Here is a 24,154-nt window from a genome sequence, read left to right as displayed (position 1 = left end):
CTCCGGGAGGTTGAGGCACATGACCACCGACAACGAGGTTCCCCTTTCCGAGGCACAGATCGCAGTGCACTGGCGGGAGGAGGCGTATTTCTCGCCGTCGCCGAAATTCATCGGCCAGGCGAACGCCTCCGACCCGGCCATTCTCGACCGTTTCGGCGAGGACCGTTTTCCCGAGTGTTTTACCGAGTACGCCGAGTTGCTCAGCTGGGACACGTATTGGCACACCCTTCTGGACACCAGCAATCCACCCTTCTGGAAGTGGTTCGTCGGTGGCCGGCTGAACGCCTGTTACAACTGCGTCGACCGGCATCTGGCGGCCGACCGGAACAAGGCGGCGCTGATCTGGGTTCCCGAGCCTGAGGACGAGCCCACGAACGTCGTCACGTACCAGGAGCTCTACCAGCGGGTCAACGAGTTCGCGGCGCTGCTGCGCGACTACTGCGGGCTGAAGCCCGGCGACCGGGTCACGTTCCACCTGCCGATGGTGTCGGAGCTGCCGGTCGCGATGCTGGCCTGCGCCCGGCTGGGCGTGGTCCATTCGGAGGTCTTCGGCGGGTTCAGTGGCACCGCGTGCGGCGGACGGATCGCCGACTCCGGCAGCCGGATCCTGGTGACCATGGACGCGTACCACCGCGGCGGGCAGCTGATCGACCACAAGGTCAAGGCCGACGAGGCGGTGGCCGAGGCGACCCGCCTGGGCCAACAGGTCGACCGGGTGCTCGTCTTCCGGCGCTACCCCGGCAAGTACAGCTCGGACACGCCGATGGTCGACGGCCGGGACGTCTTCGTCGACGACGTCCTCGCCGATTACCGCGGCACGATGGTGCCGCCCGTGCCGATGCCGGCCGAGGCGCCACTGTTCCTGATGTACACCAGTGGCACCACCGGCAGGCCGAAAGGCTGCGAGCACTCCACCGGTGGCTATTTGTCCTACGTGGCCGGTACGTCGAAGTACTACCAGGACATCCACCCCGAGGACACCTATTGGTGCTGCGCCGACATCGGATGGATCACCGGCCATTCGTACATCGTGTACGGACCGCTGTCGCTCGGTACGACGAGCGTGCTGTACGAGGGCGCGCCGACGTACCCGGATGCCGGGCGCTGCTGGCGGATCGCGGAGCGGCTGAAGGTCAACATCTTCCACACCGCGCCGACCACGATCCGCATGCTGCGCAAGCTCGGCCCGGACGAACCCGCGAAGTACGACTATCACTTCAAGCACATGACAACGGTCGGCGAGCCGATCGAGCCCGAGGTCTGGCGCTGGTACCACCAGACCGTCGGCAAGGGCGAGGCAGCGGTCGTGGACACCTGGTGGCAGACCGAGACCGGCGGCTTCCTCGGTAGTACCTTGCCGGCACTGCAGCCAATGAAACCGGGTAGCTGCGGGCCGGGAGCGCTGGGGATCTTCCCGGTGATCTACGACGAGGAGGGCAACACGGTCGAGGCCGGCACCGGGCGGGCCGGCAACATCTGCATCCGGAATCCGTGGCCGGGGGTGTTCCAGGGAATCTGGGGCCAGCCCGAACGTTTCGTCGACACCTACTACCGCAAGTACTGCCGGAATCCGGAGAGCAAGGACTGGCACGACTGGCCGTACTTCGCCGGCGACGGCGCGGTGCAGGCCGACGACGGGTACTTCCGGATCCTCGGCCGCGTCGACGACGTGATCAACGTCGCCGGGCACCGGCTGGGTACGAAGGAGCTGGAGTCCGCCTGCCTGACCGTCGACGAGGTCGCCGAGGCCGCCGCGGTCCCGGTGGTCGACGCGGACCGGGGCCGGGTGGTGGAGATGTACGTCGCCCTCAAGCCCGGTCTCGAGCCCAGCGAGGAGATCGAGGGCAAGGTGGCCGCGGCCATCGACCGCGAGATCGGCAAGATCGCCCGGCCGAAGCACGTCTGGATCGTGTCCGACATGCCGAAGACGAGGTCCGGGAAGATCATGCGTCGGGTGATCGCCGGCATCTCCAACTTCTCCGACGTCGGCGACGTGTCCACCCTCGCGAACCCGGAGATCGTCGACGACATCCGGCACCGAGTACAGCGATCGAAACTCGACCACGGCGAGGTGCCCCGCGAGCTGACCCCCCAGGAAACCGCCGAAATCAACGCGTACGGCGACGTGGGCTAGGTATCGCCCGGCGGACAGTTCGGCGATCCGTCGTACGCAAGGATCGCCGAACTGCCGTCGATCGCTCGGAGCAGCTGATCAGCCGGCGACCGCGTTCTTCGGCGCCGCGATCGGCGGCGGCCCACCCAACTTGGCGTGCCCGGTGCCTGGCTTGCCGGCGGTGAACACCCGCGTGTCGTACGCCATCTGCCCGACCATGTTCGCGAAGGTCTTCGACATCCAGGTCAGGACCTCGGGGTCGTTGTTGCTGAGGTTGTCGCACCAGCGGAACGGGTTGTCCACGCAGCCCCCGTCATCGCCCGGCACGGTGCCCTCGAAGTTGCCCTCGTAGCCGCCGAACAGCGCGACGTCCGACGCGAGCTTGCAGCAGTCCTGACCGGTGAGCACGCCACTCGCCGGGATCCCGGCCTGCTGGAACATGAACGCGTCCGTACCGTCGGCCGAGAACAGGATGTGGTTCTTCCCGATCGAGTTCAGGTAGCTGATCCCGTAGTCGCGCCCGATCGCGGACGGCGCCCAGATGCTCGGCGGCATCGGCGTACCCGGGCCGCGGCCGAACAGCATCACGCCGTCCTTCGGGTCGAGGACGCCGGCCACGTAGTTCGGCGTCGCCGTGACGTCGGCGTCGAGGTCGAACTTGATCTTGGCGAGCTCGCCGGCGGACAGGTTGTCGACGTAGTACTGCGAGCCGAGCAGGCCGAGCTCCTCGCCGCCGAACCAGATGAACCGCAGCTTGTTCCTGGTGCTGGTGTTCTTCAGCTGCTGGGCGATGTCGAGGATGGTGGCCGAGCCCGAAGCGTTGTCGAGCATCCCGGCCCCGTAGATGGCGTCCAGGTGCGCGTCGACGACGAGGACGTTGTTCGGGTCACCGCCCTTGGAGTCCGCGATCACGTTCCAGTCCGAGCGGTTCGGGTCGTCGATCGCGCGGACGTCGACGGTCAGCACCGGTGCGGCACCCGGGACGTACTGCGCGAGCAACTGGGTGCCGACGTCGTACGACGTGAAGATCACCGGGATGTGCTCGGTCCCGGCCAGGCTGCCCGAGAACAGCGACGTACGCCCGGGGTTGCCCTCGTTGAAAATGATCGCGGCGGACGCGCCGGCGGCCTCGGCGTTCGCGACCTTCTGGGCGAAGGTACAGGTGCCGCGCTGGATCAACGCGATGTTGCCCGGTACGAAACCGGCGAAGTCGGCGGCCGTGCAGCCGCTGGCCGAGCTGGGCGTGGGCGTCGCGGGCACGATGATGCCCTTGGCCGGCTGCAGGTGCGCGGTGGCCGATCCGGCGACCTGCCCGGGGTTGAAGTCCGTACCGATCCCGTACGAGTGCGGGGTCGGCGCATCCACCCGCAGAATCGGGGTCCCGACGAAGCTGAAGTAGTGGAACTTGTATTCCTGCAACCTCACGTTGTACCCCGCCGCCTTCATGACGGCGGCCACGTAGTCGGCCGAGGCCTTGTAGCCGGGCTCCCCCGAGTTGCGGGACGGGTGACCGTCCGCGCCCGGATTGGCGTCGGCGATCTGCTGGAACTTGACCATGTGGGCCCACAGATCGGCCTTGGTGACGCACTCGACGAGCTTCTGCGGCGTGTTGTTGACCCGGTTGGCACACGCCGTCGGATTGGCGTCGGCGGCCGGCGTGGTGCCGGTCGCGTTCGACGCGACCGGTGTCACGGCCCCAGTGATCGCCACCGCTGCCGCGGCGACCGTCGCCAGGCCCCAGCCTCGACGCCTTCCTCGTCCTGGGCTCATCGTTCTACTCCCTCCCTGACAGCAAAACTCGCCGGCCTAAGCGTCGACGAGCGTTCCGTGCTACTTGCCGTGATACGCCGGTAACGCCATCGACTGAAGACCTCGCACCGCACCTTTCGAGGCGGACCCGTCGGTGCCGGTTCTCAGGCGCGGACCTGTCGGACATCAAGAAAATCGAGACCGAGGACACCAGTAGTCGCGTGGATCTCCTGCAAAGAGGGCTATTTCAGCTCAGCAGAGGTCCTGCCCCAACAGCCGACGCGCGGCGATCAGTTGTTGGATTTGTTGGGTGCCTTCGAAGATGTCGAGGATCTTGCTGATGCTGACTGCGCCGCGGGGGCGAGAACTCGCCGATCTGGTCTCTGACCTGGAGTTTTACTGCTCATCAGCACCTGGCGCTGATCGGCGTTTGTCAGCGTCCCACGGAGCAGTGACGGAGCAGACCGACTTGGGCTGGCCGCTGTCAACCCGGGCAGTGAGACGCAGCAAATTGTGCATCGCGCGCTTCACGGCCAAGTGCGGCTTGAGGTTGTCGCCCAGCAGCGTCAGTAGCTCATCGACGATTCGGTGCGAAGCTCCGGTGACGCGTTCAGTGACTTCCGCGCCGGGGCGATCGCGTCACCGACCAGCCTTGAGCTCAGCGCGATCATCGGAGGCGCGACCTGCCTCGTCGGAGCGGTACCGCTCGGCTTCACGTCACTGCCGCTTGTCCGCTTCGACAGCGACGATCCACAGAGCTCAACCCCGTGACGGATAAGGGCCTGCGATACTCATCGAACTGGGCCGCGGGCAACCTCGACCGGCCTGCCTGCGGTTCGGCTGCGGTGGGCAGCATCGATGATCGCCACGGTGTCGAGGATTTCGGATTCCGGTACGTTCGGCCGGCCGGTCCGGCAGGCGCTGACGAGTGATTCCAGCAGGCCGGACAGCATCGCCGGTGCTGGTTCGATGTGGAAGTCCTTCGCCGTGCCTTGCTGTGTCACTGTCCCGTGAGTGGCTACCTCGGCATTTTCGGCCAGCGCGGCGGTCCGGCCGTCGGCCCAGGCCAAGGTGATGACGTCCGCCGTGGCATCGACCGATGCGCATCCGGGACCGAGCGCGGCAACGGCGAGGTCGACCAGGTGTACGCCGTACCACGCAAGGAACGGGTGTCCGGGCTGGGTGGGCAACGGTCCTGTCAGATCGATGTGCTGTATGTCGCCGCCGAGCACGGCTCGGAAGGAACGGGCGAACCGCTTGGGCGATCCGGCGAGGGTGAGGCAACCGTGCCTGCGCGCCGTCTCCAGCATCCGCCGCGCCTCCCGGGCCGTCGGCGCGAAGCGCGTGTCGACGTACGTCGGTTTGCCGAACGGCACCAGCCGCTCGAAGTACGCCGGATGGGTCCGCCCGTCGGATGCGACGATCAGGAGGGCGTCGCACCGCTCGGCCACCGCCTCCGGTGTCGCGACGAACTCGACGCCGAGTGCCGCGACCTCTGCGGCCAGGTCGTCGATCCGGTCGCGCGAGAGCGGGAAGTCCGGCGAGGCGACGCCCCGCCAAGCGCAGGTGATCTCGCTGCCGGCGACCACACCGTCCTGGAACAGACGGGTGAAGGCCGGCGCGTGCGGCGAGTCGACGCCGATCAGGCCGAAACGCACCGTCGTCATCCCTTGACTCCTCCCGCTGTGATGCCGGCGATGATCTGGCGTTGCAGGACGGCGAACACGATCAGACACGGTACGAAGCTCACGAGCGTCGCGGCCATCACATTTGCAGTCGACGCGGTCTCAGTGTTCAGCGTCGCCAATCCGACGGTGAGGGTCCGGGCCTGGTCCGACTGCCCGACGACCAACGGCCAGAGCAGATCGTTCCAGTGCCAGAGGAAGACGAAGATCGCCAGTGTCGCGAGGACCGGCCGGACCAGCGGCAGGACGAGGGTCGTGAAGGTCCTCCACTCCCCCGCGCCGTCCATGCGAACGGCATCGAAGTACTCCTGAGGGAGTTCGCGGACGAACTGCCGGATCAGGAACACCGCCTGGGCGTTCGCGAGTGTGGGCAGGATCAGTCCCCAAAGCGTGTTCACACCGCCGACCCGGGCCACCATGACGAACAACGGGATCAGCGTCGCCTGCATCGGCACCATCAGCGTCGCGATGATTGCCCAGAGCAACACGGTGCGGCCGGGAAAGCGTTTCCGGGCCAATGCGTAGGCTGCCATCGACGCCGTCAACAGGACGATCAGCACCGAAACGATCGAGTAGACCAGCGAGTTCAGCAGCCAGTGTGCGAAGGCGCCGGCCTGAAACACCCGGGCGATGTTGTCGAACGTCAGCGCACGTGGGACGGCGTACGGGATCGTCGGTGCGTCGGCCGGAGAGAGCGCCAGGACCACCATCGCCACCAAGGGCGCGACCGTCAGCACGGAAATCGTGCCGAGCACGAGCATCGGTGCGAGCTGCCGGTGACTGCGGCTCATCGATTCGCCCTTCCTTCCACGAAACGCTGCTGTACGAGCGACAGCACCAGGACGACGAAGAACAGCACCACACCGACGGCCGCGGCGTACCCGAAGTCGAGGAACTTGAACCCCTCGTCGTACAGCAGATAGATGAGGCTGTGGCTGGCCTGGTTCGGGCCACCGGCGGTGATCACGAAGATGGTGTCGAACACCTGGAAGCCAACGATCGTCTCGATCACCAGGACGAACAGGGTCACAGGCCGGAGCAGCGGCAGCGTGATGTTCCAGAACGCCCGCCAACTGGACGCCCCGTCGATCCGTGCCGACTCGTGGACCTCTGCCGGCTGCGCCTTCAGACCGGCCAGGAAGATCAGCATCGAGTAGCCGAATCCCTTCCACACCGACACGACGGCCAGCGCCGCGAGCACGAGCAACTGCGGCCCGGACACGAACGGCACGCGACCGAAGCCGGCCCCCGAGAGCGCGGCGTTCAGTGGCCCGTCGGACGAGAAGATCCAGGACCAGACGATGCCGGCCATCACGAACGAGCACAGGTACGGGACGAACAGCAGGGATCGAAACACCCCGGAGTACCGGACCACCTTGTCAAGCAGCACCGCCCCGGCCAGCGCGACCACCAGGATCATCGGCACGAACAGGCAGACGTACAGGACCGTCACCCGCAGGCTCTGCCAGAAGTTCGGATCGGAGAACAGGCGACGGTAGTTGTCCGCACCGAGGAACGTCACGTCGCCGTTCAGCCGGTAGTCGGTCAGGCTCATCGCACCGGCACCCGCGATCGGCAGGAACTTGAACAGCGCGAAGATGACCAGGGTCGGCAGGACGAACAGGAACCCGGACAGCGCCTCACGGCGTCGTTGGGTCGCGGCGGTGGGGTCCGGCCGCGACCGGGCGTGCATGAACATGGTGAGGCCTCTCGACTCGGGAAGGTCTGATCAGCGCGGCGCGGACCGCTGCAGGATGCCACGGGCTTCCTTGGCCGCCTGGTCAAGCGCCTGCTGCGGGGTCAGGTCACCACGCAGAGCCGCCTGGATCTTCGGCGCCAGCGCGGCCATCACCTGGCGGGCCGCGGGCGACGGTTCACCAGGATTCGCGGACTTCAGAGCCTCAGCCATCGCGGCGTAGTCGGGTCCACTGCCCGGTGCGGGAACGTCGGTCCGGGTCGGGAAGTTGCCGGCGAGCCCGTTCAGGCCCTGCTGCGTCTGCGGGGAGCTGAGGAACGCGAGTACGTCGTACGCCGCCTGGCGGTTCTGCTTCTTGTTGATCGACGTGAGCGCGAGCAGGCCCGGATTTCCGTATGTCGCCTGGACCGCGCCCTCGAGCGGCTCCCCCAACGTCACGGTCTGCCTGCCGAGCGCCGCGCGAAGCTGCTTGAGATCTGCCAGCGAGGCCGACATCCGCATGCCGACCTTGCCCGCGGCAATCGGCTCGCCTTCGACCTTCGGTCCGGCTGTCACGGCGTCCGCCGGGAGTCCGCCGAGCTTCTTCAGATCGACCAGGAACTTGAGTGCCGCGACGCCCTGCTCGGAGTCGAAGGCGATGTCCTTGCCGTCCGGGCTGAAGATCCGGCCTCCGGCCTGCCACAGCAACGGGTAGAAGGTCAGGTTGAGCGTCTGCTCGGTGGAACCCGCGTAGTCCGTTACCGCGATGCCCTTCTTCGCGAGCACCGGGGCGGCAGCCAGAACATCGTCCCAGGTCTTGGGCAACGCCAGGCCAGCGTCCTTGAAGACCTTGGTGTTGTACGCGGTCGTGTTCACGTTCTGGAACAGCGGGACACCGTACAACTTGCCGTCGAACGTCGCCGCGGTCAGCGTCGCCGGGAAGAACGCCGCGCGCGCCTGCTTGATCGCGTCGTCGACCGGAAGCAGGCCGTGGATGCTCTGATAGGTCGCGACCTGGTCGGGAGTGACCAGGACGATATCCGGCCCGGAACCCGCGGCCAGGGCGGCCGAGACCTGCGCGTCACGCTTGTCGAAGGTCTGCATCTCGATCGACAGGTCGACGTCCGGATGCGCCTTCTCGAACGCCTGCCCGGTCTGCTGCCAGAATTTCTTGCTTGCCGCTTCGTCCTTGACGACCGGGTACATCCACAAGGTCACCTTTGCCTTGCCGCCCTGCTCCGGCGCACCCGAGCAGGCCGTCAGAGCGAGCGCGACGGCGGTCAGTACGGCGGCGCACCTGAGTCGGAGGTTCATGCTGTCTCTCTTCTCTGTCGGTCCGGCAACTCGATCGGATCCGGCGATGCTCCGCGGCCAGCCCGTTCGAGTGCCTGCAGTACGAGTTGGTGCCGGCGCTGCGGTGGTTCCGCGATCCAGAGCGGGTCGCCCGTCCGGCACATCCAGCGCAGCAAAGCGGTTGCGAGCCGCGCGAACACCCCCGCGTACGCCGGGTCGTCGGCGCGATCGTGCAATTCGTCAGGATCAGCCGACAGGTCGTACAACTCGAAGGCGCGACTGCTGCCGATGGTCGGGTCCACGAGGTCCACCGGACGACTGCGGTGCGTCCACGACTGGGTCGGATCCATCACTCTCGGGTTGTTGCCGAAGTTCACGACCAGCTTGTGGGTCGCCGTCCGCACGGACCGCTTCGGATCGTGGTACGTGTGGTAGTTCTGTTGCCCGAAGCAATATTCACGCGCCGGCGTGCCGCGTTCGACCAGTCCGGTCAGGCTGACGCCCTCGACGGCGTCGGGCCGGGCGTGTCCGGTCAGCTCGCACAAGGTCGGCAGAACATCCAGATGGCTGACCATCCCCGGGATCCGGCTCCCCTGCCAGGCCGGGCGATCCGGCACCCGGATCATGAGCGCCACGCCGAGGCCCGGGTCGTACAGCGTGCACTTCGCTCGCGGCAGCGCCACCCCGTGGTCGGTGGTGAACACGACGATCGTCTCGTCGTCCATCCCGAGCTTCCGGAGATGCGAGAGGATCTGTCCGACTCCCTCGTCCACGTGCCGCACCGCCCCTTGCAGCTCGGCGATCTCCTCGCGGGCGCCGGCATCGTCGGACAGGTACGGCGGGACCGTGTGACCCAGCGAGTCGTCCGGCCGGACCGCATCGCCGAGGAACCCCATCACTCCGGGCCGATCCCGCGCGGACGGCGTCCGGTGTGGTTCGTGGAAACCGACCTGGAGGTAGAACGGCCTGTCCTCCGCAGCCGCGTCGTCGAGCGCGGCAAGCGTTCGCTGGACGACGACATCGCGATCGCCGCCGGTGCGGACCCGATCGAACCCGAGCCGCTCCGCAACGATGCCGTCGGCAAGGACCCGCGACTCGTGGTGCACTCCGACCAACTCGGTGCGGTACCCGGCCGCACGGAGCCGGTGGGCCAGGTGTGCGGCCGGATCGCGCAGGTCCCAGCTGAACGGCTCGTGCGTCAGCCCGAGCACACCGTGCGTCTGCGGATAGGTCCCCGTGAACAGCGAGGCCCGCGCGGGGCTACACGTCGGAGCGGCCGCGAACGCTTCCTCGAAGACCGCGGAACCAGCCGCGAGGGCGTCCAGGTGCGGCGTGCGGACCGTCGGTACGCCGTACGTACCGAGGAACCGGCCGAGGTCGTGACAGTGCAGCAGCAGGATGTTCTTCGCCATTGCAGATCAGCCCATCCGAGTGAGGTCGTGGCGCGTCACCGCGTGCTCGAGCGCATCGCCGCCCAGGAAGCGGCTGATCTCGTCGACGACGATCCACCCGGCCCGGGCCCGGGACTGTGTCGTCGCGCCCGCGAGATGCGGAGTCAGCAGAACGTTCGGCAACGACCGCCAGCGGTCGGCGATCTGCAGCGGTTCGGTGTCGAACACGTCGAGGGCCACGTCGATCCGTCCGGAGGCGGCCTCGGCGTACAGCGCCTCCTGGTCGACGATCGCCGAGCGTGCCGTATTCACGAAGAGCCCGCCGTCCCGGATCAGCGCGAGTTCGCCGGCGCCGATCAGCCCGTTGGTCTCGGCAGTCGCGGGTGCATGAATCGCGATGACCTCGCTGCCGGCGAGCAGCTCTCCCAGTCCGGTACCGAGCCGCGTGAGGCCGTCGTCCGGCGGCAGGTACGGGTCGTAGACCCGAACGTCCGCACCGAGCGCCTGACACGCCGCGATGTAGGCCCGACCGGTCCGCGACGCCCCGATGACGCCGATCCCCGCACCGGCAAGCTCCCGGGCGCGCTCGATCTGCCGAGCCGTGTGCCAGTCGACGCCGGACCGTAGCGCATGGTCGACGCGATGGGTGCGCCGGAGCAAGGCCAGCGTGAGCGTCAGCGACAGTTCGGCGACGGCCGGCGCCATCGCGGCACCGGCCTGTGAGATCGGGATGCCTGCGTCCCAGAACGCGTCGCCGACGAGCCAGCGCACCGAGGCCGCGGAGTGCATGACGAATCCGAGACGCGGCGCCAGCGCCAGGACCTGACGATCCAGCCGGGGGAATCCCCAGCCGGTGATCAGGACCTCGGCGTCAGCCAGAGCGGTGCCCAGGCTCACCCGGTCCTGCAACCGACCCGGATCCCACACAGCGACCGGGCCCAGCCCTTCGAGCGCTGCCCGGGTCGGCTGCGGGAAGAACGCGCCCAGTTCGGCAGCGGGAACGCTCAGCACGATGTGGTGGCTCATGAGCGCCAAGGTACGAACAGTTCGATAATTCTGTCAATGACTGAATTAATCTTTCATGACACCGGACGGCCTCCGACAGGTCCGATCGCAGCACCTCAGAGGACCGATCGATTATTTCTGTCAACATGGAAAATAACCCTGCTAGACTCACGGAAAGTCGGCAACGCGAGACGGGAGTCGTAGGTGGATCAGTCGAGGGTCGGCAAGCGGCCCGCACCGGCGCCGCGGCCCGGCAGCAAGACGCTCATCCGGGAGATCAACGAGGCACTGGTGCTCGACGTGGTACGCGCCGAGGCGCCGGTCTCCCGGGCCGCGGTCGCCACTCAGACCGGGCTCAGTCCGGCAACCGTGACCGGTATCGTCGGCCGGCTCGTCGAGTCCGGCTACCTCACCGAGAGCGACACCGTCCAGGGCGCCCGGGGACGACCGGCCCGGCAGCTGGAGCTCGGCGCCGACCGAGTCTTCGCGGCCGGACTGCACATCGCCCGCGACCACCTGTTCGGAGTGCTGGTCGACCTGCGCGGAGCGGTCGTCCGTACCGAGCACGTCGAGCTGCCGGACACGACGCCCTCCAGGGTCGACGACGCGGTCGAACACATGATCACGTCGCTCGGCCACGGGCGGCAGGGCGCCGAGCTGCTCGGCGCCGGCCTCGCCGTCTCGGGGGTGGTCGACAGCGCCGCCGGGACCGTCCGGCACAGCGGCGCGCTCGGTTGGGAAGATGTTGCCCTCGGCCCCTGGATCGAGCGCACGACAGGGCTTCCCGTGGTCGTCGACAACTACGTGAACTGCCTCGCGCAGGGCATGCTGCTGTTCGGCCGGGAGCAGCGAGGGCGCGACCTCCTGGTGTTCAACGTCGGCACCAGCCTGGGTGTGTCCGTGGTGGTCGGCGGACGCATGCATCGCGGGTTCGAGGGTACGGCGGGAAGTTTCGCGCACATCCGCGCGACGGGTAGCCCGGAGCAGCGGTCCTGCCATTGTGGTGCGACCGATTGCCTGGAGGCGTACGCGAGCAGCTGGGGTATCACCCGGCGGCTGTCGGACGGCGACACCGAGCAGTCCGTGGTCGTCGCGGACGCCGCGGTACGGCTGGGCGCCGGCGTCGCCAACCTCGCCAAGATCATCGGCCCGGAGTCGATCGTCCTCGCCTGCACCGACGAGGTCACGGGCCTCGGGCTCGACACGCTGGCCACCGCGACCGTCCGGCAGGAGTACGTCCACCACTACACCCCGGCGCCGCAACTGCACGTCGTACCGGCCTCGCCCGAGGCGATCGCCACCGGGGCTGCCCACGCATCACTGGCCAGCTTGTTCACGACCGCGGGCAGCCCGGCCTGATCAGTACTGCGTCACCACGATGTCGCGGTGGTACACATTGACGTCCGGGCCACCGGTCGGCCAGGTGTTGCCCGGGCGCCACTCGGAGCGGTAGATCCCGGTCTGGAAATGTGGCGACCACTGCTGGTGGTAGTTGTTGGCGCCGGTCTCCCGCAGGACCTGCGTGCCGTCGCGGGTGATGACGAGTATCCCGTCGCTGTCCGGGGTCGACCACGTGATATCGAAGACCCAGTTCGTCCAGCGGCCGAACGAGTCGGTCAGCGAGCCGAGCGTAAAGAACTGCTTCGTCGCGGTCGTCGGGCTGGTCAGCCTCGACAGATCGAGACGCCACAGATCCTGATAGGCGTTCAGCGCCAGCGGCGGGTACGTACTGCTGCCATCAGGAAGCGGGTATCCGTGCCAGTGCGCAAGGATCGAGCCGCGCTCGAAGATCACCCAGTCGGCCGGCACGAAGATCGAAAACTCGTAGACGTAGCGTCCCCAGTCGAACTGGTGCTCGCCGAGTTCCGACCGGAACGACACACCGTCGTTGGGAAGTGTGAAGCGGGCGACCAGGTCGTTCGCGTCAGTCGGCGACGGCACCACGGCCTGGCTGCCGTTGCCTTCCACCGACTGCGCGTCCCAGGCGTCGAACGTCCCGGTCTCGAACCCGTCGCTGAACACGACGGTGCCGTCGTGCCGGTGTGGGCGGCCCAGCCGGTGCGCTATCGCCGTACCGGCGACGGTCGTGAGCATGGTACGGCGGCTGACTCGTGAAGCGTTGGTCATCGTTCAGGTCCTCTCAGTTGTCGATCCGGACGCGGACGAGGTTGCGGCCGCGGATCGCGTAGAACGTTCCGCGGGTGTCGACCGCCGACCGCGGGATCCCGTACCACTCCGCGTCGAGCGTGACCAGGTCGGTCCGTGCGAACGTCTTCGGGTCGAACCGGAAGAAGGTGCTGCTCGAGGTCGCGTAGACGCGCCCGCGGCTGACCAGCAGCGTCCCATAGCTGGGCACCGCGGCTCGGTGGTTCGAAGAGTGCAGAATCCGTCGGGTAGCCAGATCCAGCACGAAGAAGTCTCCGCGGTGGCACATGACGTAGAGACGCCCGCCGAGCACCGCGAGCCCGGTGACCCCGGTCGGTTTGGCCTGCGGCGTGAGGCGCCACAGTTCCTTACGCCGTACGGGATCCCACGCGACCACAGTTCCGCCGGTGTTCCCGACGTTCTGGCCGCCGAGATAGGCGATGCCGTCGTGGACCGCTACCGCGCGCACCATCTGCGTACTGTCGATGGGATTGATCGCCTCCGTGGTGCGCGAGGTCGCGGGGTCGAACGTCAGCAGCGATCCGCCGCCCTCGGTATCGGACTGCAGGCCGATCAGCGCCACCTTGTGCCGGTCGTCCCAGACGATCTGGTGCGGCCGGTTCTGTGCCGGTGGGAACGGCGCGACCCGCCGCGGCCACTCGCCGTCCGTGCGCGGGTCGTAGGCCAGGACGCCGATCGCGTTGTACTGCGCGAAGTACGCCGTCCGGTCGCGGATCAGGATGTCCTTCGCCTCGCTCTGCGCCAGGATCCGGGTCTGCGTCTCGCTGCGCAGGTCGTGGTACATCACCGAGTTCGTGCCGCCGACGTACACACCGTTCAGGTCGGCGTGCACCGACATCGCCAGTTGTGGTCCGGTCGGCGCGCCACCCGCGATCAGGTCGTGGATCTTCGTCGCACCGTCGGCCGGATCGACCTCGAAGACCAGGCCGAACGCCGACACGACCATCACCTTGCCGTCACGGATCCACAGCCCCCAGATCTCACCGAAGTCCGCGTCCGGAACCGTGATCTCACGGAAGAGACCGGCGTCCAGCGACAGCTCGATCAGAGCGCCGCCGTTGAAGTAGACCTTGTTCCCGAGCACACGGGGCAGCCGCAGGAACGGCCGGTCACTCTGCAGCAGGCGGTACTCCCCCGGGTTCGCCACGTCCATCACCGCGACCGCCGCGCCGGCGGCCGTGGTCGAGCAGGCGTACAGGCTGTCTCCGTCGATCGCGACGTCGCGGACCTCGACGGCACCGACGAACTCCTGCGGCAGGATCGACGCGTACTGGTTCGTTGCCCGATCCATGACGAACAGACCGGCCTGGGTGCTCGTCGGTGTCACCCCGAGCGATGCGCCGGTGCCGACGTACAACCGATCCTCGGTGGCGAACAGGCTGCGAATCATCGGCACGTTCGGATCCGGCCCGACGATGGTCGTGAGCTCACCGGTCGCCGGGTCGTACCTCCGCAGGGCCGGGTTCTTCTCGAGGCCGCCGAAGTAGAGCACACCGTCCGGGGCCATCGCGATCGCGTACGGCGAGAGGCCGGGGATCGATGCGAGGTCCTCCTTGGGCGCGTCCGGCTTCGACAGATCGACCCGGAGGAAGCCCGGCTGTCCCATGCCACGCTCGTCGACGGCGGCGTACAGGTACCGCCCCTCGGGATCGGCGGCGAGCAACTGCGTGCTGATCCCGGGCCCCGCGGTCACGCTGGTGACCTTGTCGGTGGTCAGGTCGTAGCCGACGATCCGCATCGGGTCGATGTTCCGCGACGCGACGTACACCCGGTCACCGACCGGGATCCCCGCCGCCAGCGAGAAGTTCGTGACCCCCGGACCGAGATCGGTGACCTCGACCTGCGGCGCGTCCGCCGGGGCGGCGAGCGCGGCCGTCTTCGACGTCGCCGCGAGGGACACACCAGCAACGGCTCCCAGCTGCAGAACCCGTCGCCGGCCGATCGGGAGTGATGAGGTCATGGCGGCATCCCTTCAAGTCGATTCGCAGTGCAGCCGAACCTAGAAGGCGCCTTTTATTCTGTCAATAGCCAAATTAATCCTCCGTTCCCGGGGGTGGCCGGCCGGCCTCGCGGTCCGGAAACTGCGGTTGAGCTCGAGGATCTGCTCCGCCAGGCGACCGACGGCATACCTGATGTCGGATACATCGGCTTCGACCGCCTGCTGGATCACCCTGGCCACCACAGCGCGATCGGATCCCTCCGCGAGAACCCCCTCGGCCATACTCAAGACCGACTTCGAGGCCGATACGGCGGCGGAGGTCCGCCGGTCCTCCGGCACCGGCGTGGCGGCACTCTCGCTCGCACTGGTACGCGGACCGGACTGGGCTAGGCAAGCACCGTGGCCGTCAGCGCCGCCGGTCTCGCGCTCTTGGGGTTCGTCTTGTACGGCCGCAGGCAATCATCACCAATGCGGCCGCCTGAACTTCTCCGGGTACGAAGCTTCGGCTGGGCCGACCTGGCCAACCTTCTGTTCGCCGCCACCTTCGGGGCGGGACCGCTCGCCGTACCGATCTTCGCGATCGGCGCATCGCGCGGCGGTTTGCTTACGGGACGCTCGCGGCACTCGGCTGGCGCCCTGTGGACTGCGGTAGTTCGGTCGTCAGCATGACCCGCCAGTTGGGCACCGTCCCAGGTGTCAGCCTGCTGATCGCGGCCCTCGGGCTACCAGGCCACCCGCCACACAAAGGTGCCCGACGCAACTATCAGGAGGATGATTGGTCGGACTCGGAACTGCCGAGTTGCCGCATCGAGAGGTCATCCCGGTTTCTCCGCAGGTCGACCAGGCCAGGCGAGTGCCAGCTTCTGTCCGCCGGCTGATCGGAGTCTCTGCCGAAGGACAGAGGTCGGCGTCGGAGGTTCGGTCTGCGTGCCGATGTGCCGGGCGGTCCGTCGTACCTAGGCTTCCCGCGTCGTTCAATTACACAGCAGGCGGATATGCGCACCCGCCGACGCCGCGGCCCTGGCGGACTGGGCCGGCTGGGCAGCACGTCACAACGAGGGCTTGGGCACAACGCGGTCAGCCGTACTCGCGACGATCGCCCGGATCGCCGCAGCCACTCCACTGCAGGTCGGCACCCACCAGGTGACGCAGGCGATGCTTCCTGGTCTGCCGCTGACCGTTGACGATTCAGACGCCTCGTACGCCGAGTTCAGCGCTCAAGTGCGTGTACTGCGTGACGCAGCCGCCCGGAAGGTTGTCACGCCGACCCCTGCCCAGGAGCAGCGCTTCCAGCTGTACGACCTGACCGACGTGGTGCCGGAGGTCGAGGGTCTTGCAGGTGCTGAGCGCGGCGCGCGGCGAAAACTCGCCGATCTGGCCTCTGACCTGGGGTTTACTGCTCATCAACACCTGGCGCTGATCGACGTTTGTCAGCGTCCCCATGGAGCAGTGACCGAGCAGCGCTTCGTCGCCTCGCCCAGTCCGCGGTGGTGGATGCAGTCGCCGACCAACCGACCGGTCTCAGCGACCTAGGGTCAGCTCTGGCTTGGCTCAGCCCTGGCCTGGCGGGTTTTGAGCCTGGTCGGCTGGGTCTGCCGGCTCCCCCTTGCGGCAGTCCAAGGCAGCGATGGCAGGACACATAGGAGGAGCGGCCCTCGCTGCGGGTACGCCCTGGGTCTACTCGGCTCTTCGGGTTGTGTCCTCGATGATGCCGGCTGCGACGTCGTGCAGTTTCGTGTTGCTGGTTTGGGAGGTTCGTACGATGAAGCTGAATGCGCGGTCGGGGTCGAGGCGGTAGCGCTCCATGACGATGCCGATGGCCTCGCCAATGTCGGTCCGGGTCACGAGTTCTTCGGCGAGCGTGTTCGCGCGGCTCCAACCCAGTGCGACCGCGGCCAGGTTGGCGAACATCGCGCCGAGCTGGCGTGACTCTGCGGTCAGCGCGTGGGGATGGACGGAGTAGAGATTGACTCCGCCGCGGCCGTGCGGATCGGCGCGGAACTGGAACGCCAGCTGGGACCCGATCCCGATTTCCTTCGCGGCGCGAGGACCGTACGTCGGCCAGCGCAGATCGGTGGCGATGTCGTCGACCTGGACGACGGGGCGGTCGAACACGGCGTCCAGGCATGGCCCTTCGCCGAGTTCGTACTGCAGGTCGTCGGCTCGCTGCGCCAGTTCGTCGGTGGGGGCGAGGGTCTCGATCCTGCCGTCTTTGCCAGTGATCGAGATGCTGGCGAAGTCGATGTTCGGCACAGCTTCGGCGGCGCCGGCGGTAATCACTTCCAGGGTCTCGTCGAGGTCCATCGGGAAGCTCAGTGATGCCGAGACCTCGTTCATCACCTCGAGCAGGTACGGCAGCTCCATGGCCGGCCACCTCGCTTTGTGGCCAGCGGGACACCGACCAGAAGAACACCCGGTACCCGCGGCCCTCGGCGGCGACACCAGTGCGTGGTCATATTGCCGTTGCGTGCTGCTATTGCGGCTTGCTCGTGGGCCGGGTGCGTAGCTGGTCGGTGGCAAGGTTGATGTCGGAGACCTGTTCAGCCAGCTTCGGGTGGCTGTCCTCGAGGCTGGCGCCGGCTTCTGCCAGGGGTGCGAGCAAGGTTGCGGTGTCGCTGTCGCCGAGGGCTAGCAGGAGCTGCTCGACGGTGTCCTGGGTGCCGGGGTCGAGATCGTCCAGCGCGGTGATCTGCGCCGCGAGCCGACGCAGCCTGGACGCGTTGTCCCGAGCCCACCGCGTGACCGCGCGGTCACCGGCGCGCCGGTCACGGGCTGCCTGGACCCGCTGTTCTCCGGTCATCCCTTCGGGGTCAGTCGCGTGCGGCATAAGTCGCAGATAGCGCCGCTCTGCGGCCTGGCGGCTGGCCAAGCCGAGGGCGGGAGCGATCGCTGCCCAACTGGTGCCGCGGTCTCGAGCCGCGCCGATGAGCACCGGCTCCCAGGCAGCCAGCTGATCCTGCAGGGCTCGAAGCCCGGACAGCGCGGCAAGCACATCCGCCGAACTCACCGCTTCACCGACCATCCCCGACCCCCCGTGCGTGGTCAGTTCCTGGTCCCCGACCTGAGACGCGAGCTGCCGGACTGTTTGGTCGACTGTGGTGAAGGCGGTCCACGCAGCGGTCTGCGTGATCTCAGCCGCACCCGGGACCCCAACCCGGGCGGTGGCCGGGTGATGGGGGTCGTCTGCCATTCGTCACCTACCTCTCGCAGAATCGATTGCGTCAGCTTTTTGATGACGGAGGTACTTGTCATCGCCTTGATGACATGTTATATCAGAGGTGCGTGTTGACACCACCGACAATCAAGGATTCAGGAGGTGCAGGACGATGTTGATGCGCACAGATCCGTTCCGGGAGTTCGACCGGCTGGCTCAGCAGGTCTTCGGGAGCCAGGCCCCGGGCACGTGGTCACATCCGACGTCGATGCCGATGGACGCCTACCGCGACGGCGACCAGTACGTGGTGGCGTTCGACCTTCCCGGTATTTCGCCGGACGCGATCGACCTGGACGTCGAGCGCAACGTGCTGACGGTCAAGGCGGAGCGTCGCCCGGTCGAGCTTGCCGACGGCGCCGAGATGCAGGTCGCCGAGCGTCCGCTCGGCGTGTTCTCCCGGCAGTTGTTCCTGGGCGACACCCTGGACGCGGACCGGATCGAGGCGGGCTACGAGGCCGGCGTACTGACGTTGAAGATCCCGATCGCCGAACGGGCCAAGCCGCGCAAGATCGCAGTCACGGCGTCCGACGGCGACCGCAAACAGATCGACGCCTGACCGACACACCGAGTCCGGAGCGGCAGCGTGCAGGGTCTTGTCAAGGGGGTGAGATCGATGCCGGAGACGGAACAGGCGGTCGCCGAGGCCGACATCTTCCTCGACCTCGCGCTCAGCGACAACGACCTGGTTCGGGCGGAGTTCGACGCACTGATCGCCGCCAGCTGGGACTCGCCGTGCGAACCGCCGCCGGACATTCCGACTCCGTCCGCGAGGGCATGGGGGGCACCGCCGCAGCCGTGGTGGCCGCGCCTCCCGCACTCCCTCGCCTGCCGTGGTCCGGCGCGACGTCCGGTCGGACGGGGTCGTAGCCCTCCGCGCGATCGCGGTTGACTCCTCGGCTGATGCAGTGACGCCCGGATCTGGAACCTGGATGGACCGGAAAGGAGTGAGACAGGACCGACAACCAACCCTTTGACACAGTTCGGACACACCGTTCCGGACACCGTTCCCGACCCGGTGATGCGGCCGCCCGCCAGTAACACCCATGAGCCGACGACGGCACCAGTGTCCCGCCCGGCTGTCTTCCCAGGACGACAACTCTCGGCGCGGGCCGCCGCATCACCCCGGTCAACCGTCCTACTGATCGATGCCAGTCCCCCGGCGTGTTCCACACCTGATCGACGCCCTGAACGACGACTGATCGACATTTCACGCCTTCACGAGAATTCAGCCAGCCATGACCGCACCGCTCACCGACCCCTACGCGATCCTCGGAGTCGCCACCGAGGCGTCCGACGAGGACCTCGATCATGCTTTCCGCACCCTGGTCCGGCAACTGCACCCCGACACGCGGACAGCGGCCACATCAGCAGAGCCCGCAGCGTCAGCAAAGTCCGAGGACGAGGCCGACGAGCGCCTGCAAGAACTCCTGAGCGCGTACGCCACCTTGCGCGACCCGATCCGCCGTGCCGCCTACGATCGCGTCCGAGCTGAGCCGGCACCCAGAGTCGTGGCGGCTGCGCCACGGCCATCGGGCCCCATGTCAGCACCCGCCGTGTTGCTCCCGGACCCGCCGCAGGACCCCTCGCCGGTCTGGGTCGGCCCCGTGCACTGGGAACCCCACGTCCGATGAGACGGACCCACCTTGTGACGCCACCGGCCGCCCCAGCATGGGCAGACCGCTGGCCACAGCCAGGGAAGGATGGACGCATGGATCGCACCGAACGGCGGCCCGGCACCGGCTACGAGATTGAAATAGGCCCGATCGGCGGCGTCACATCAGCGTTCGCGTGCCTGGCACTCGAAATGCACGCGGCCGCCGGCGTAGAGGAGACCGTCGCGACAGTCGTGGAGTTCGCGCTGCACGCCTTGGGATGCGAGTTCGCCGGCGTCGCTCTCCAGACTGCGGCGGGGCCGGAGATCCCGGCCGTGACCGACCCGGCGGTCACCAAGATCTACCGCTTCCAGCTCGACCACCCGGCCGAAGCCGACCAGACCGCCGGCCCGATGACGACCTGTATGCGCGACCACGTCCCGGTGCTGGTCAACGACACCCAGACCGATCACCGCTGGCCCGACTGGGCTCTCCTGGTGGCCGACCTCGGCGTGCGCAGCGTGCTGAACCTGCCGTTGACCCTCAGCGCTTCAACGGTCGGCGTACTGAGCCTTTACAGCGCGACCCCGAACGGGTTCGGCACCGAGGATCAGGCCGTCGCCGAGATCCTGGCCCGTCACGCCTCAATCGCCGTCGCGACCGCACGCCGCGAAGAAAACCTGGCGACCGCGGTGGACGCCCGCAAACTGGTCGGACAGGCCATGGGCATCTTGATGGAACGCTACGACCTCGACGACGGCCGCGCCTTCGAAGTACTCAAGCGCTACTCCCAGCACGCCAATCGCAAGCTACGCGACGTCGCACAAGAACTCATCGACACCCGCCACCTTCCACAGCCCTAACCGAAACACCCTCCCACGGCGGTTCCGTCGGAGCTTCTCGGCGGCGCCAGCCTGTGCCGCCTTCTGACCTGACCAGCAGGCAGTGCCTCCGAGCATGCAGCACAGCGATCCGACCGCCGTGCGGCGGTCACCGCTTCTTCGGCGCCCGAGTGAGAAGGGGCGGCCAGTTCTGCAGGACGGCGTCGACGATCAACTGCAGGTCGGCGCGCGCGGCGCCGCCGGCAGCCTGCACCGCGACGCCGTTGCCGATCGTCATGACATACCTCGCCAACAGCGCCGGGTCGGTCTTCGCGGGCAGATCGCCGTCGCTGACGGCCCGCCGGAAGCGCTTCGTCAGCAGGGCGCTGGTCTCGTCACGCCAGGCGGCCAGCAGTTCGCGGATCGCCTGCCCGTCCTCGCCTCCGATCAGGGAGGCCCGCAGGCTGAGACACCCGGTCGGGTAGCCCGGCAAGGTGGCGCTGCGCACGGCACCGCACAGGAAGGCCGTCGCCACCTGCTGGGCAGTCGGCTCGGCCACCGCCTCGACGCCGTACGACGCCGGGCCGTCGGCGTACCGCAGCAGCGCCTTGCGGAACAGTTCCTCCTTGTTACCGAAGGCCGCGTACATGCTGGTGCGACTGATCCCCATGGCGCTGGTCAGCTCGGGCAGGCTCGCGCCCTCGTAGCCGTTCCGCCAGAAGACCGTCATCGCCTTCTCCAGAGCCTCGTCGGCGTCAAATCCCCGGGGCCGGCCGACCGGCGCGCTCCCTCTGTTCTCCATGCGATCGAGCTTACCAATTGCGTACCGATCGATCCACAATTGTGATCGCCATTCTGCACCGACCGATCGGTACGGAATTTTGAGCTGACTGAGTTGGTTGCTGACAGCACCATCCAGACAAAGGAGTTCGATATGAGCGAGTTGACCGGCAAGACAGCCCTGATCACCGGTTCCACATCCGGCATCGGCCGGGCCACGGCGATCGCCTTGGCCGCGCGAGGCGCAAACGTGGTCGTGACCGGCCGCGACGCCGAACGCGGCGCCGAGGTGGTCCAAGAGATCCGGTCCGACGGCGGTACGGCGCGCTTCGTCGTCGCGGACCTGACCAGCCCGGAGGACGTGACTCGGCTGGCCCAGGACGCAGGCGAGGTAGACGTGCTGGTGAACAACGCCGCGGCGGCCAGCTTCGGCCCCAGCCTCAGCATCACCCCTGAGCAGTACGACGCGATGCTCGACGGCAACCTGCGAGCGGTCTACGTACTGACCGCCACGCTGGCCTCCAAGATGGCCGAGCGAGGCAGCGGCAGCGTGATCAACGTCAGCAGCGGGGCCGCCACGCTCGGGGACTTCTACAACGCGGTGTACGCCGCCACAAAGGGCGCTGTGAACTCCCTGACCCGGGCCTGGGCCGCCGAGTTCGGCCCGGCCGGTGTGCGCGTCAACGCGGTGGCGCCCGGTCCGGTGTACACCAGCGCTCCGGCCGAGTACCTCGACAGGTACAACCCCCTCATCCCGCTGCGCCGCGTCGCCCAGCCCGAGGACATCGCCGAGGTGATCGCCTTCCTCGCCAGCCCCGGCGGCTCATACATCAACGGCGCCGTCATCCCCGTGGACGGGGGCCTCACCGCAGTCGAGCCACCGAAGGCCGAGCTGGTGACCGACTGACAGCAGAACGACGTACGGCCTCGGCGGCCGGGTCGGGCGCACACTCCGCCCGACCCGGCTGCGATGGTCAGCCGCGGCGGGGTTGCCTGTGTTGTCGCCACATGGTTCTGACTGCCGCCATCCGATGGAGCAACAGGTATCCAGGAAAGAGATTGACGCCCCCATGAACTCGCAGACCAACCCCAGTGCATCAGGAGCCGTTGCCCCCAGGACAACGGCACGTGCACTGGATGACACGCGTCCCTTCGGTACGCACATTCGGCTGGCGTGGTGGAAGTCGCTGATCGTCATCGTCGCGATTCCGGTGACACTGCTCGTACTCCAGCTCGGCCTCTATCTGGTAGCCGGCCTCTTCGAAGGCGACGACGATCCCCTCGAGTCGACGCTCACTCCGCTCAAGCTGTTGGCCGCAAACATCAGCACCGGCCTGACGGCATTGCTTGCCCTGGTACTCGTCTCATGGTTCGCGAGAGTGCCGTGGCGGCGCGTCCTCAGCTCGCCTCGGCGCTTCGATCAGCGGCGTCTTCTGACCTCCTTCGCGGCCTCTGCCGTGCTTGTGGGGGCCGCTACCGCTGTAGTGGCAGTCGTGGCACCCGACGCTCCGGGCTGGGTCGGATTCGGTATCAGCGGCACCACCGTGGCGATGCTGGTGGTCGTACTTCTCACCACTCCCCTACAGTCCGCCGGCGAGGAGCTCATGTTCCGGGGCGCGGTACTGCCCGCGGCTGGTTCGTGGTTCCGCGCTGTGCGACCGGCGATCATCGCCGGGCTCGTAGTCTCGAGCCTCTCGTTCGCCCTTCTGCATGGCGCCGGTGATCCCTGGCTCATCGGGTACTACGTGTTCCTCTCCGTCTGCACGGCCCTGATGGGATTGATCAGTCGCGGACTCGAGGCCGCTATGGGATTCCACATCGCGAACAATCTCGTCACGACGACGGTGAACGTGCTGATGGCCGGGGGCGGCGCTCTTGTCGTCGATCGCAGCGCAGGTGCGGGTGGTGGACCCACGCTGACCGTTCTTGCCGTCGTGAACGTGGCGGTGGTCGTGTTCGTCTGGCTCCGCGAGCGAGCACGCCGCACCAATGGGCGCTCATGATGCTGCTCTCTATCGATAGTCAGAGCCTATCGTCGCGCGGCCGGACAAGTCTTGGACGCTTACTGGATAGGCGTCGTAGCGTCGTTCACGCCACGGGACAGGCTCCGGCCTGCGCGGCATTCGTCGTACTTCAGCCTGGCAAGGAGCACAGCATGAACATCACGGTGGTCGGACGAGGAAACATCGGTGGCGGGCTGGCCGACCTGTGGGAACGTGCCGGGCACCAGGTGACGCGGCTGGGGCGTGGAGGCGGGGACGCCGGAGCCGCGGAGGCCGTGCTGCTCGCGGTACCGGGTCCGGCCGTGGAGCCGGCTTTGGCATCCGTCGCGGGGCTGGAGGGGAAGACGGTGCTCGACGCAACGAACCTCTATGGCGGTGCCCAAGCTCCGGCCGGCTTCACGTCCAACGCGGAATACGTCAAGTCGGTCACGGGCGGGCCGACGGCAAAGGCCTTCAGTACCAACTTCGCTTCTCTGTACGGGCAGATCGCCGACGCCCGCGTACGGCCGAGCAACCTGTGGTCCGGCGACGACGAAGCCCAAGTCCTCGTCAGCCAGCTGAGTCTCGATGCGGGTTACGAGGCGATCCGCATCGGCGACCTCAGCATGGCCGCCACTCAGGAAGGCCTGGCGGGACTACTCCTCGCTATCGCGCAGTCGGGGCTCGGCGAATTCGTCTACCGGATCGCATCACCCGAACAACTCTGACTCCAATCATCCACCGTTCGA

Annotated in this window: 23 protein-coding genes; 11 read left to right on the top strand and 12 right to left on the bottom strand. The window is 67.5% G+C overall.

The genetic code is table 11. From position 1 onward, the window contains the following. Positions 1–19 precede the first annotated feature (19 nt). Positions 20–2,134, top strand: a complete 2,115-nt coding sequence (acs, locus tag ACWGID_RS08995; protein WP_452195850.1) for an acetate--CoA ligase — start codon at positions 20–22, stop codon at positions 2,132–2,134. A gap of 78 nt (positions 2,135–2,212) precedes the next feature. Here the strand turns inward: acs and ACWGID_RS08990 are convergent, their stop codons facing one another. After that, positions 2,213–3,883: a M28 family peptidase gene (locus tag ACWGID_RS08990; protein WP_452195849.1), complete on the bottom strand. Its 1,671-nt coding sequence runs from the start codon at positions 3,881–3,883 to the stop codon at positions 2,213–2,215. Between the two features lie 567 nt (positions 3,884–4,450). Between ACWGID_RS08990 and ACWGID_RS08985 the strand changes: the two genes are divergently transcribed. Continuing rightward, positions 4,451–4,633, top strand: coding sequence for a hypothetical protein (locus ACWGID_RS08985; RefSeq protein ID WP_452195848.1), 183 nt, complete (start codon positions 4,451–4,453; stop codon positions 4,631–4,633). Between the two features lie 20 nt (positions 4,634–4,653). Here the strand turns inward: ACWGID_RS08985 and ACWGID_RS08980 are convergent, their stop codons facing one another. From ACWGID_RS08980 to ACWGID_RS08955, 6 genes are read right to left on the bottom strand one after another with little or no spacing between them, the layout of a single operon-like run. After that, positions 4,654–5,529, bottom strand: a complete 876-nt coding sequence (locus ACWGID_RS08980; protein ID WP_452195847.1) for a Gfo/Idh/MocA family protein — start codon at positions 5,527–5,529, stop codon at positions 4,654–4,656. Further along, entirely contained in the window at positions 5,526–6,338 is an 813-nt protein-coding gene (locus ACWGID_RS08975; RefSeq protein WP_452195846.1) for a carbohydrate ABC transporter permease, read from the bottom strand. Before ACWGID_RS08975 ends, ACWGID_RS08980 begins: the two co-directional genes overlap by 4 nt. After that, the gene (locus ACWGID_RS08970) at positions 6,335–7,246 is read right to left on the bottom strand and encodes a carbohydrate ABC transporter permease (protein ID WP_452195845.1); all 912 of its coding nucleotides are present in this window, start codon (positions 7,244–7,246) and stop codon (positions 6,335–6,337) included. The genes ACWGID_RS08975 and ACWGID_RS08970 overlap by 4 nt, the downstream gene beginning before the upstream one ends. Positions 7,247–7,276: 30 nt before the next feature. Further along, complete coding sequence (locus tag ACWGID_RS08965; protein WP_452195844.1) at positions 7,277–8,536, bottom strand: extracellular solute-binding protein; 1,260 nt, start codon at positions 8,534–8,536, stop codon at positions 7,277–7,279. Continuing rightward, positions 8,533–9,927: a sulfatase family protein gene (locus tag ACWGID_RS08960; RefSeq protein ID WP_452195843.1), complete on the bottom strand. Its 1,395-nt coding sequence runs from the start codon at positions 9,925–9,927 to the stop codon at positions 8,533–8,535. The genes ACWGID_RS08965 and ACWGID_RS08960 overlap by 4 nt, the downstream gene beginning before the upstream one ends. A 6-nt stretch (positions 9,928–9,933) precedes the next feature. Beyond that, positions 9,934–10,932, bottom strand: coding sequence for a hydroxyacid dehydrogenase (locus ACWGID_RS08955; protein ID WP_452195842.1), 999 nt, complete (start codon positions 10,930–10,932; stop codon positions 9,934–9,936). 183 nt (positions 10,933–11,115) lie between these two features. Between ACWGID_RS08955 and ACWGID_RS08950 the strand changes: the two genes are divergently transcribed. Beyond that, positions 11,116–12,270 (top strand): ROK family protein, encoded by a 1,155-nt coding sequence (locus ACWGID_RS08950; RefSeq protein ID WP_452195841.1) that lies wholly within the window; start codon positions 11,116–11,118, stop codon positions 12,268–12,270. On the opposite strand, the gene ACWGID_RS08945 is transcribed toward ACWGID_RS08950, so the two are convergent. Continuing rightward, positions 12,271–13,038 (bottom strand): heparin lyase I family protein, encoded by a 768-nt coding sequence (locus ACWGID_RS08945; protein WP_452195840.1) that lies wholly within the window; start codon positions 13,036–13,038, stop codon positions 12,271–12,273. Positions 13,039–13,051: 13 nt separating this feature from the next. Continuing rightward, positions 13,052–15,037, bottom strand: a complete 1,986-nt coding sequence (locus ACWGID_RS08940; protein WP_452195839.1) for an outer membrane protein assembly factor BamB family protein — start codon at positions 15,035–15,037, stop codon at positions 13,052–13,054. Between the two features lie 1,041 nt (positions 15,038–16,078). On the opposite strand from ACWGID_RS08940, the gene ACWGID_RS08935 reads away from it, so the two are divergent. Next, positions 16,079–16,549: a hypothetical protein gene (locus ACWGID_RS08935; RefSeq protein WP_452195838.1), complete on the top strand. Its 471-nt coding sequence runs from the start codon at positions 16,079–16,081 to the stop codon at positions 16,547–16,549. 144 nt (positions 16,550–16,693) lie between these two features. On the opposite strand, the gene ACWGID_RS08930 is transcribed toward ACWGID_RS08935, so the two are convergent. After that, entirely contained in the window at positions 16,694–17,353 is a 660-nt protein-coding gene (locus ACWGID_RS08930; RefSeq protein WP_452195837.1) for a GAF and ANTAR domain-containing protein, read from the bottom strand. Positions 17,354–17,489: 136 nt separating this feature from the next. Further along, complete coding sequence (locus ACWGID_RS08925; protein ID WP_452195836.1) at positions 17,490–18,206, bottom strand: hypothetical protein; 717 nt, start codon at positions 18,204–18,206, stop codon at positions 17,490–17,492. 136 nt (positions 18,207–18,342) lie between these two features. Between ACWGID_RS08925 and ACWGID_RS08920 the strand changes: the two genes are divergently transcribed. The 4 genes from ACWGID_RS08920 to ACWGID_RS08905 all read left to right on the top strand — a co-directional run bounded on the left by ACWGID_RS08920 (position 18,343) and on the right by ACWGID_RS08905 (position 20,685). Then, complete coding sequence (locus ACWGID_RS08920; protein ID WP_452195835.1) at positions 18,343–18,786, top strand: Hsp20/alpha crystallin family protein; 444 nt, start codon at positions 18,343–18,345, stop codon at positions 18,784–18,786. 57 nt (positions 18,787–18,843) lie between these two features. Then, positions 18,844–19,119: a hypothetical protein gene (locus tag ACWGID_RS08915; protein ID WP_452195834.1), complete on the top strand. Its 276-nt coding sequence runs from the start codon at positions 18,844–18,846 to the stop codon at positions 19,117–19,119. A 346-nt stretch (positions 19,120–19,465) separates the two neighbouring features. Then, positions 19,466–19,861 (top strand): J domain-containing protein, encoded by a 396-nt coding sequence (locus ACWGID_RS08910; protein ID WP_452195833.1) that lies wholly within the window; start codon positions 19,466–19,468, stop codon positions 19,859–19,861. 77 nt (positions 19,862–19,938) lie between these two features. Then, the gene (locus ACWGID_RS08905; protein ID WP_452195832.1) at positions 19,939–20,685 is read left to right on the top strand and encodes a GAF and ANTAR domain-containing protein; all 747 of its coding nucleotides are present in this window, start codon (positions 19,939–19,941) and stop codon (positions 20,683–20,685) included. Positions 20,686–20,812: 127 nt separating this feature from the next. Here ACWGID_RS08905 and ACWGID_RS08900 read toward each other — a convergent pair whose 3' ends face one another. Continuing rightward, on the bottom strand, positions 20,813–21,445 hold the full coding sequence (locus tag ACWGID_RS08900) for a TetR/AcrR family transcriptional regulator (RefSeq protein ID WP_452195831.1): 633 nt from the start codon (positions 21,443–21,445) through the stop codon (positions 20,813–20,815). A gap of 132 nt (positions 21,446–21,577) precedes the next feature. Here ACWGID_RS08900 and ACWGID_RS08895 point away from each other — a divergent pair, with 132 nt between their 5' ends. From ACWGID_RS08895 to ACWGID_RS08885, 3 genes are all read left to right on the top strand, one after another. Then, positions 21,578–22,330, top strand: coding sequence for an SDR family NAD(P)-dependent oxidoreductase (locus tag ACWGID_RS08895; RefSeq protein ID WP_452195830.1), 753 nt, complete (start codon positions 21,578–21,580; stop codon positions 22,328–22,330). 163 nt (positions 22,331–22,493) lie between these two features. Continuing rightward, positions 22,494–23,426 carry a CPBP family intramembrane glutamic endopeptidase gene (locus tag ACWGID_RS08890; protein ID WP_452195829.1) on the top strand — a complete coding sequence of 311 codons (933 nt, stop codon included), beginning with the start codon at positions 22,494–22,496 and terminating at the stop codon, positions 23,424–23,426. Positions 23,427–23,578: 152 nt separating this feature from the next. Further along, complete coding sequence (locus ACWGID_RS08885) at positions 23,579–24,133, top strand: hypothetical protein (RefSeq protein WP_452195828.1); 555 nt, start codon at positions 23,579–23,581, stop codon at positions 24,131–24,133. Positions 24,134–24,154: the final 21 nt, after the last annotated feature.

The organism is Kribbella sp. NPDC054772, from assembly GCF_053611945.1.
The sequence above is the reverse complement of the archived record's forward strand: the minus strand, read 5'-3'. Positions and strand labels throughout refer to the sequence as shown.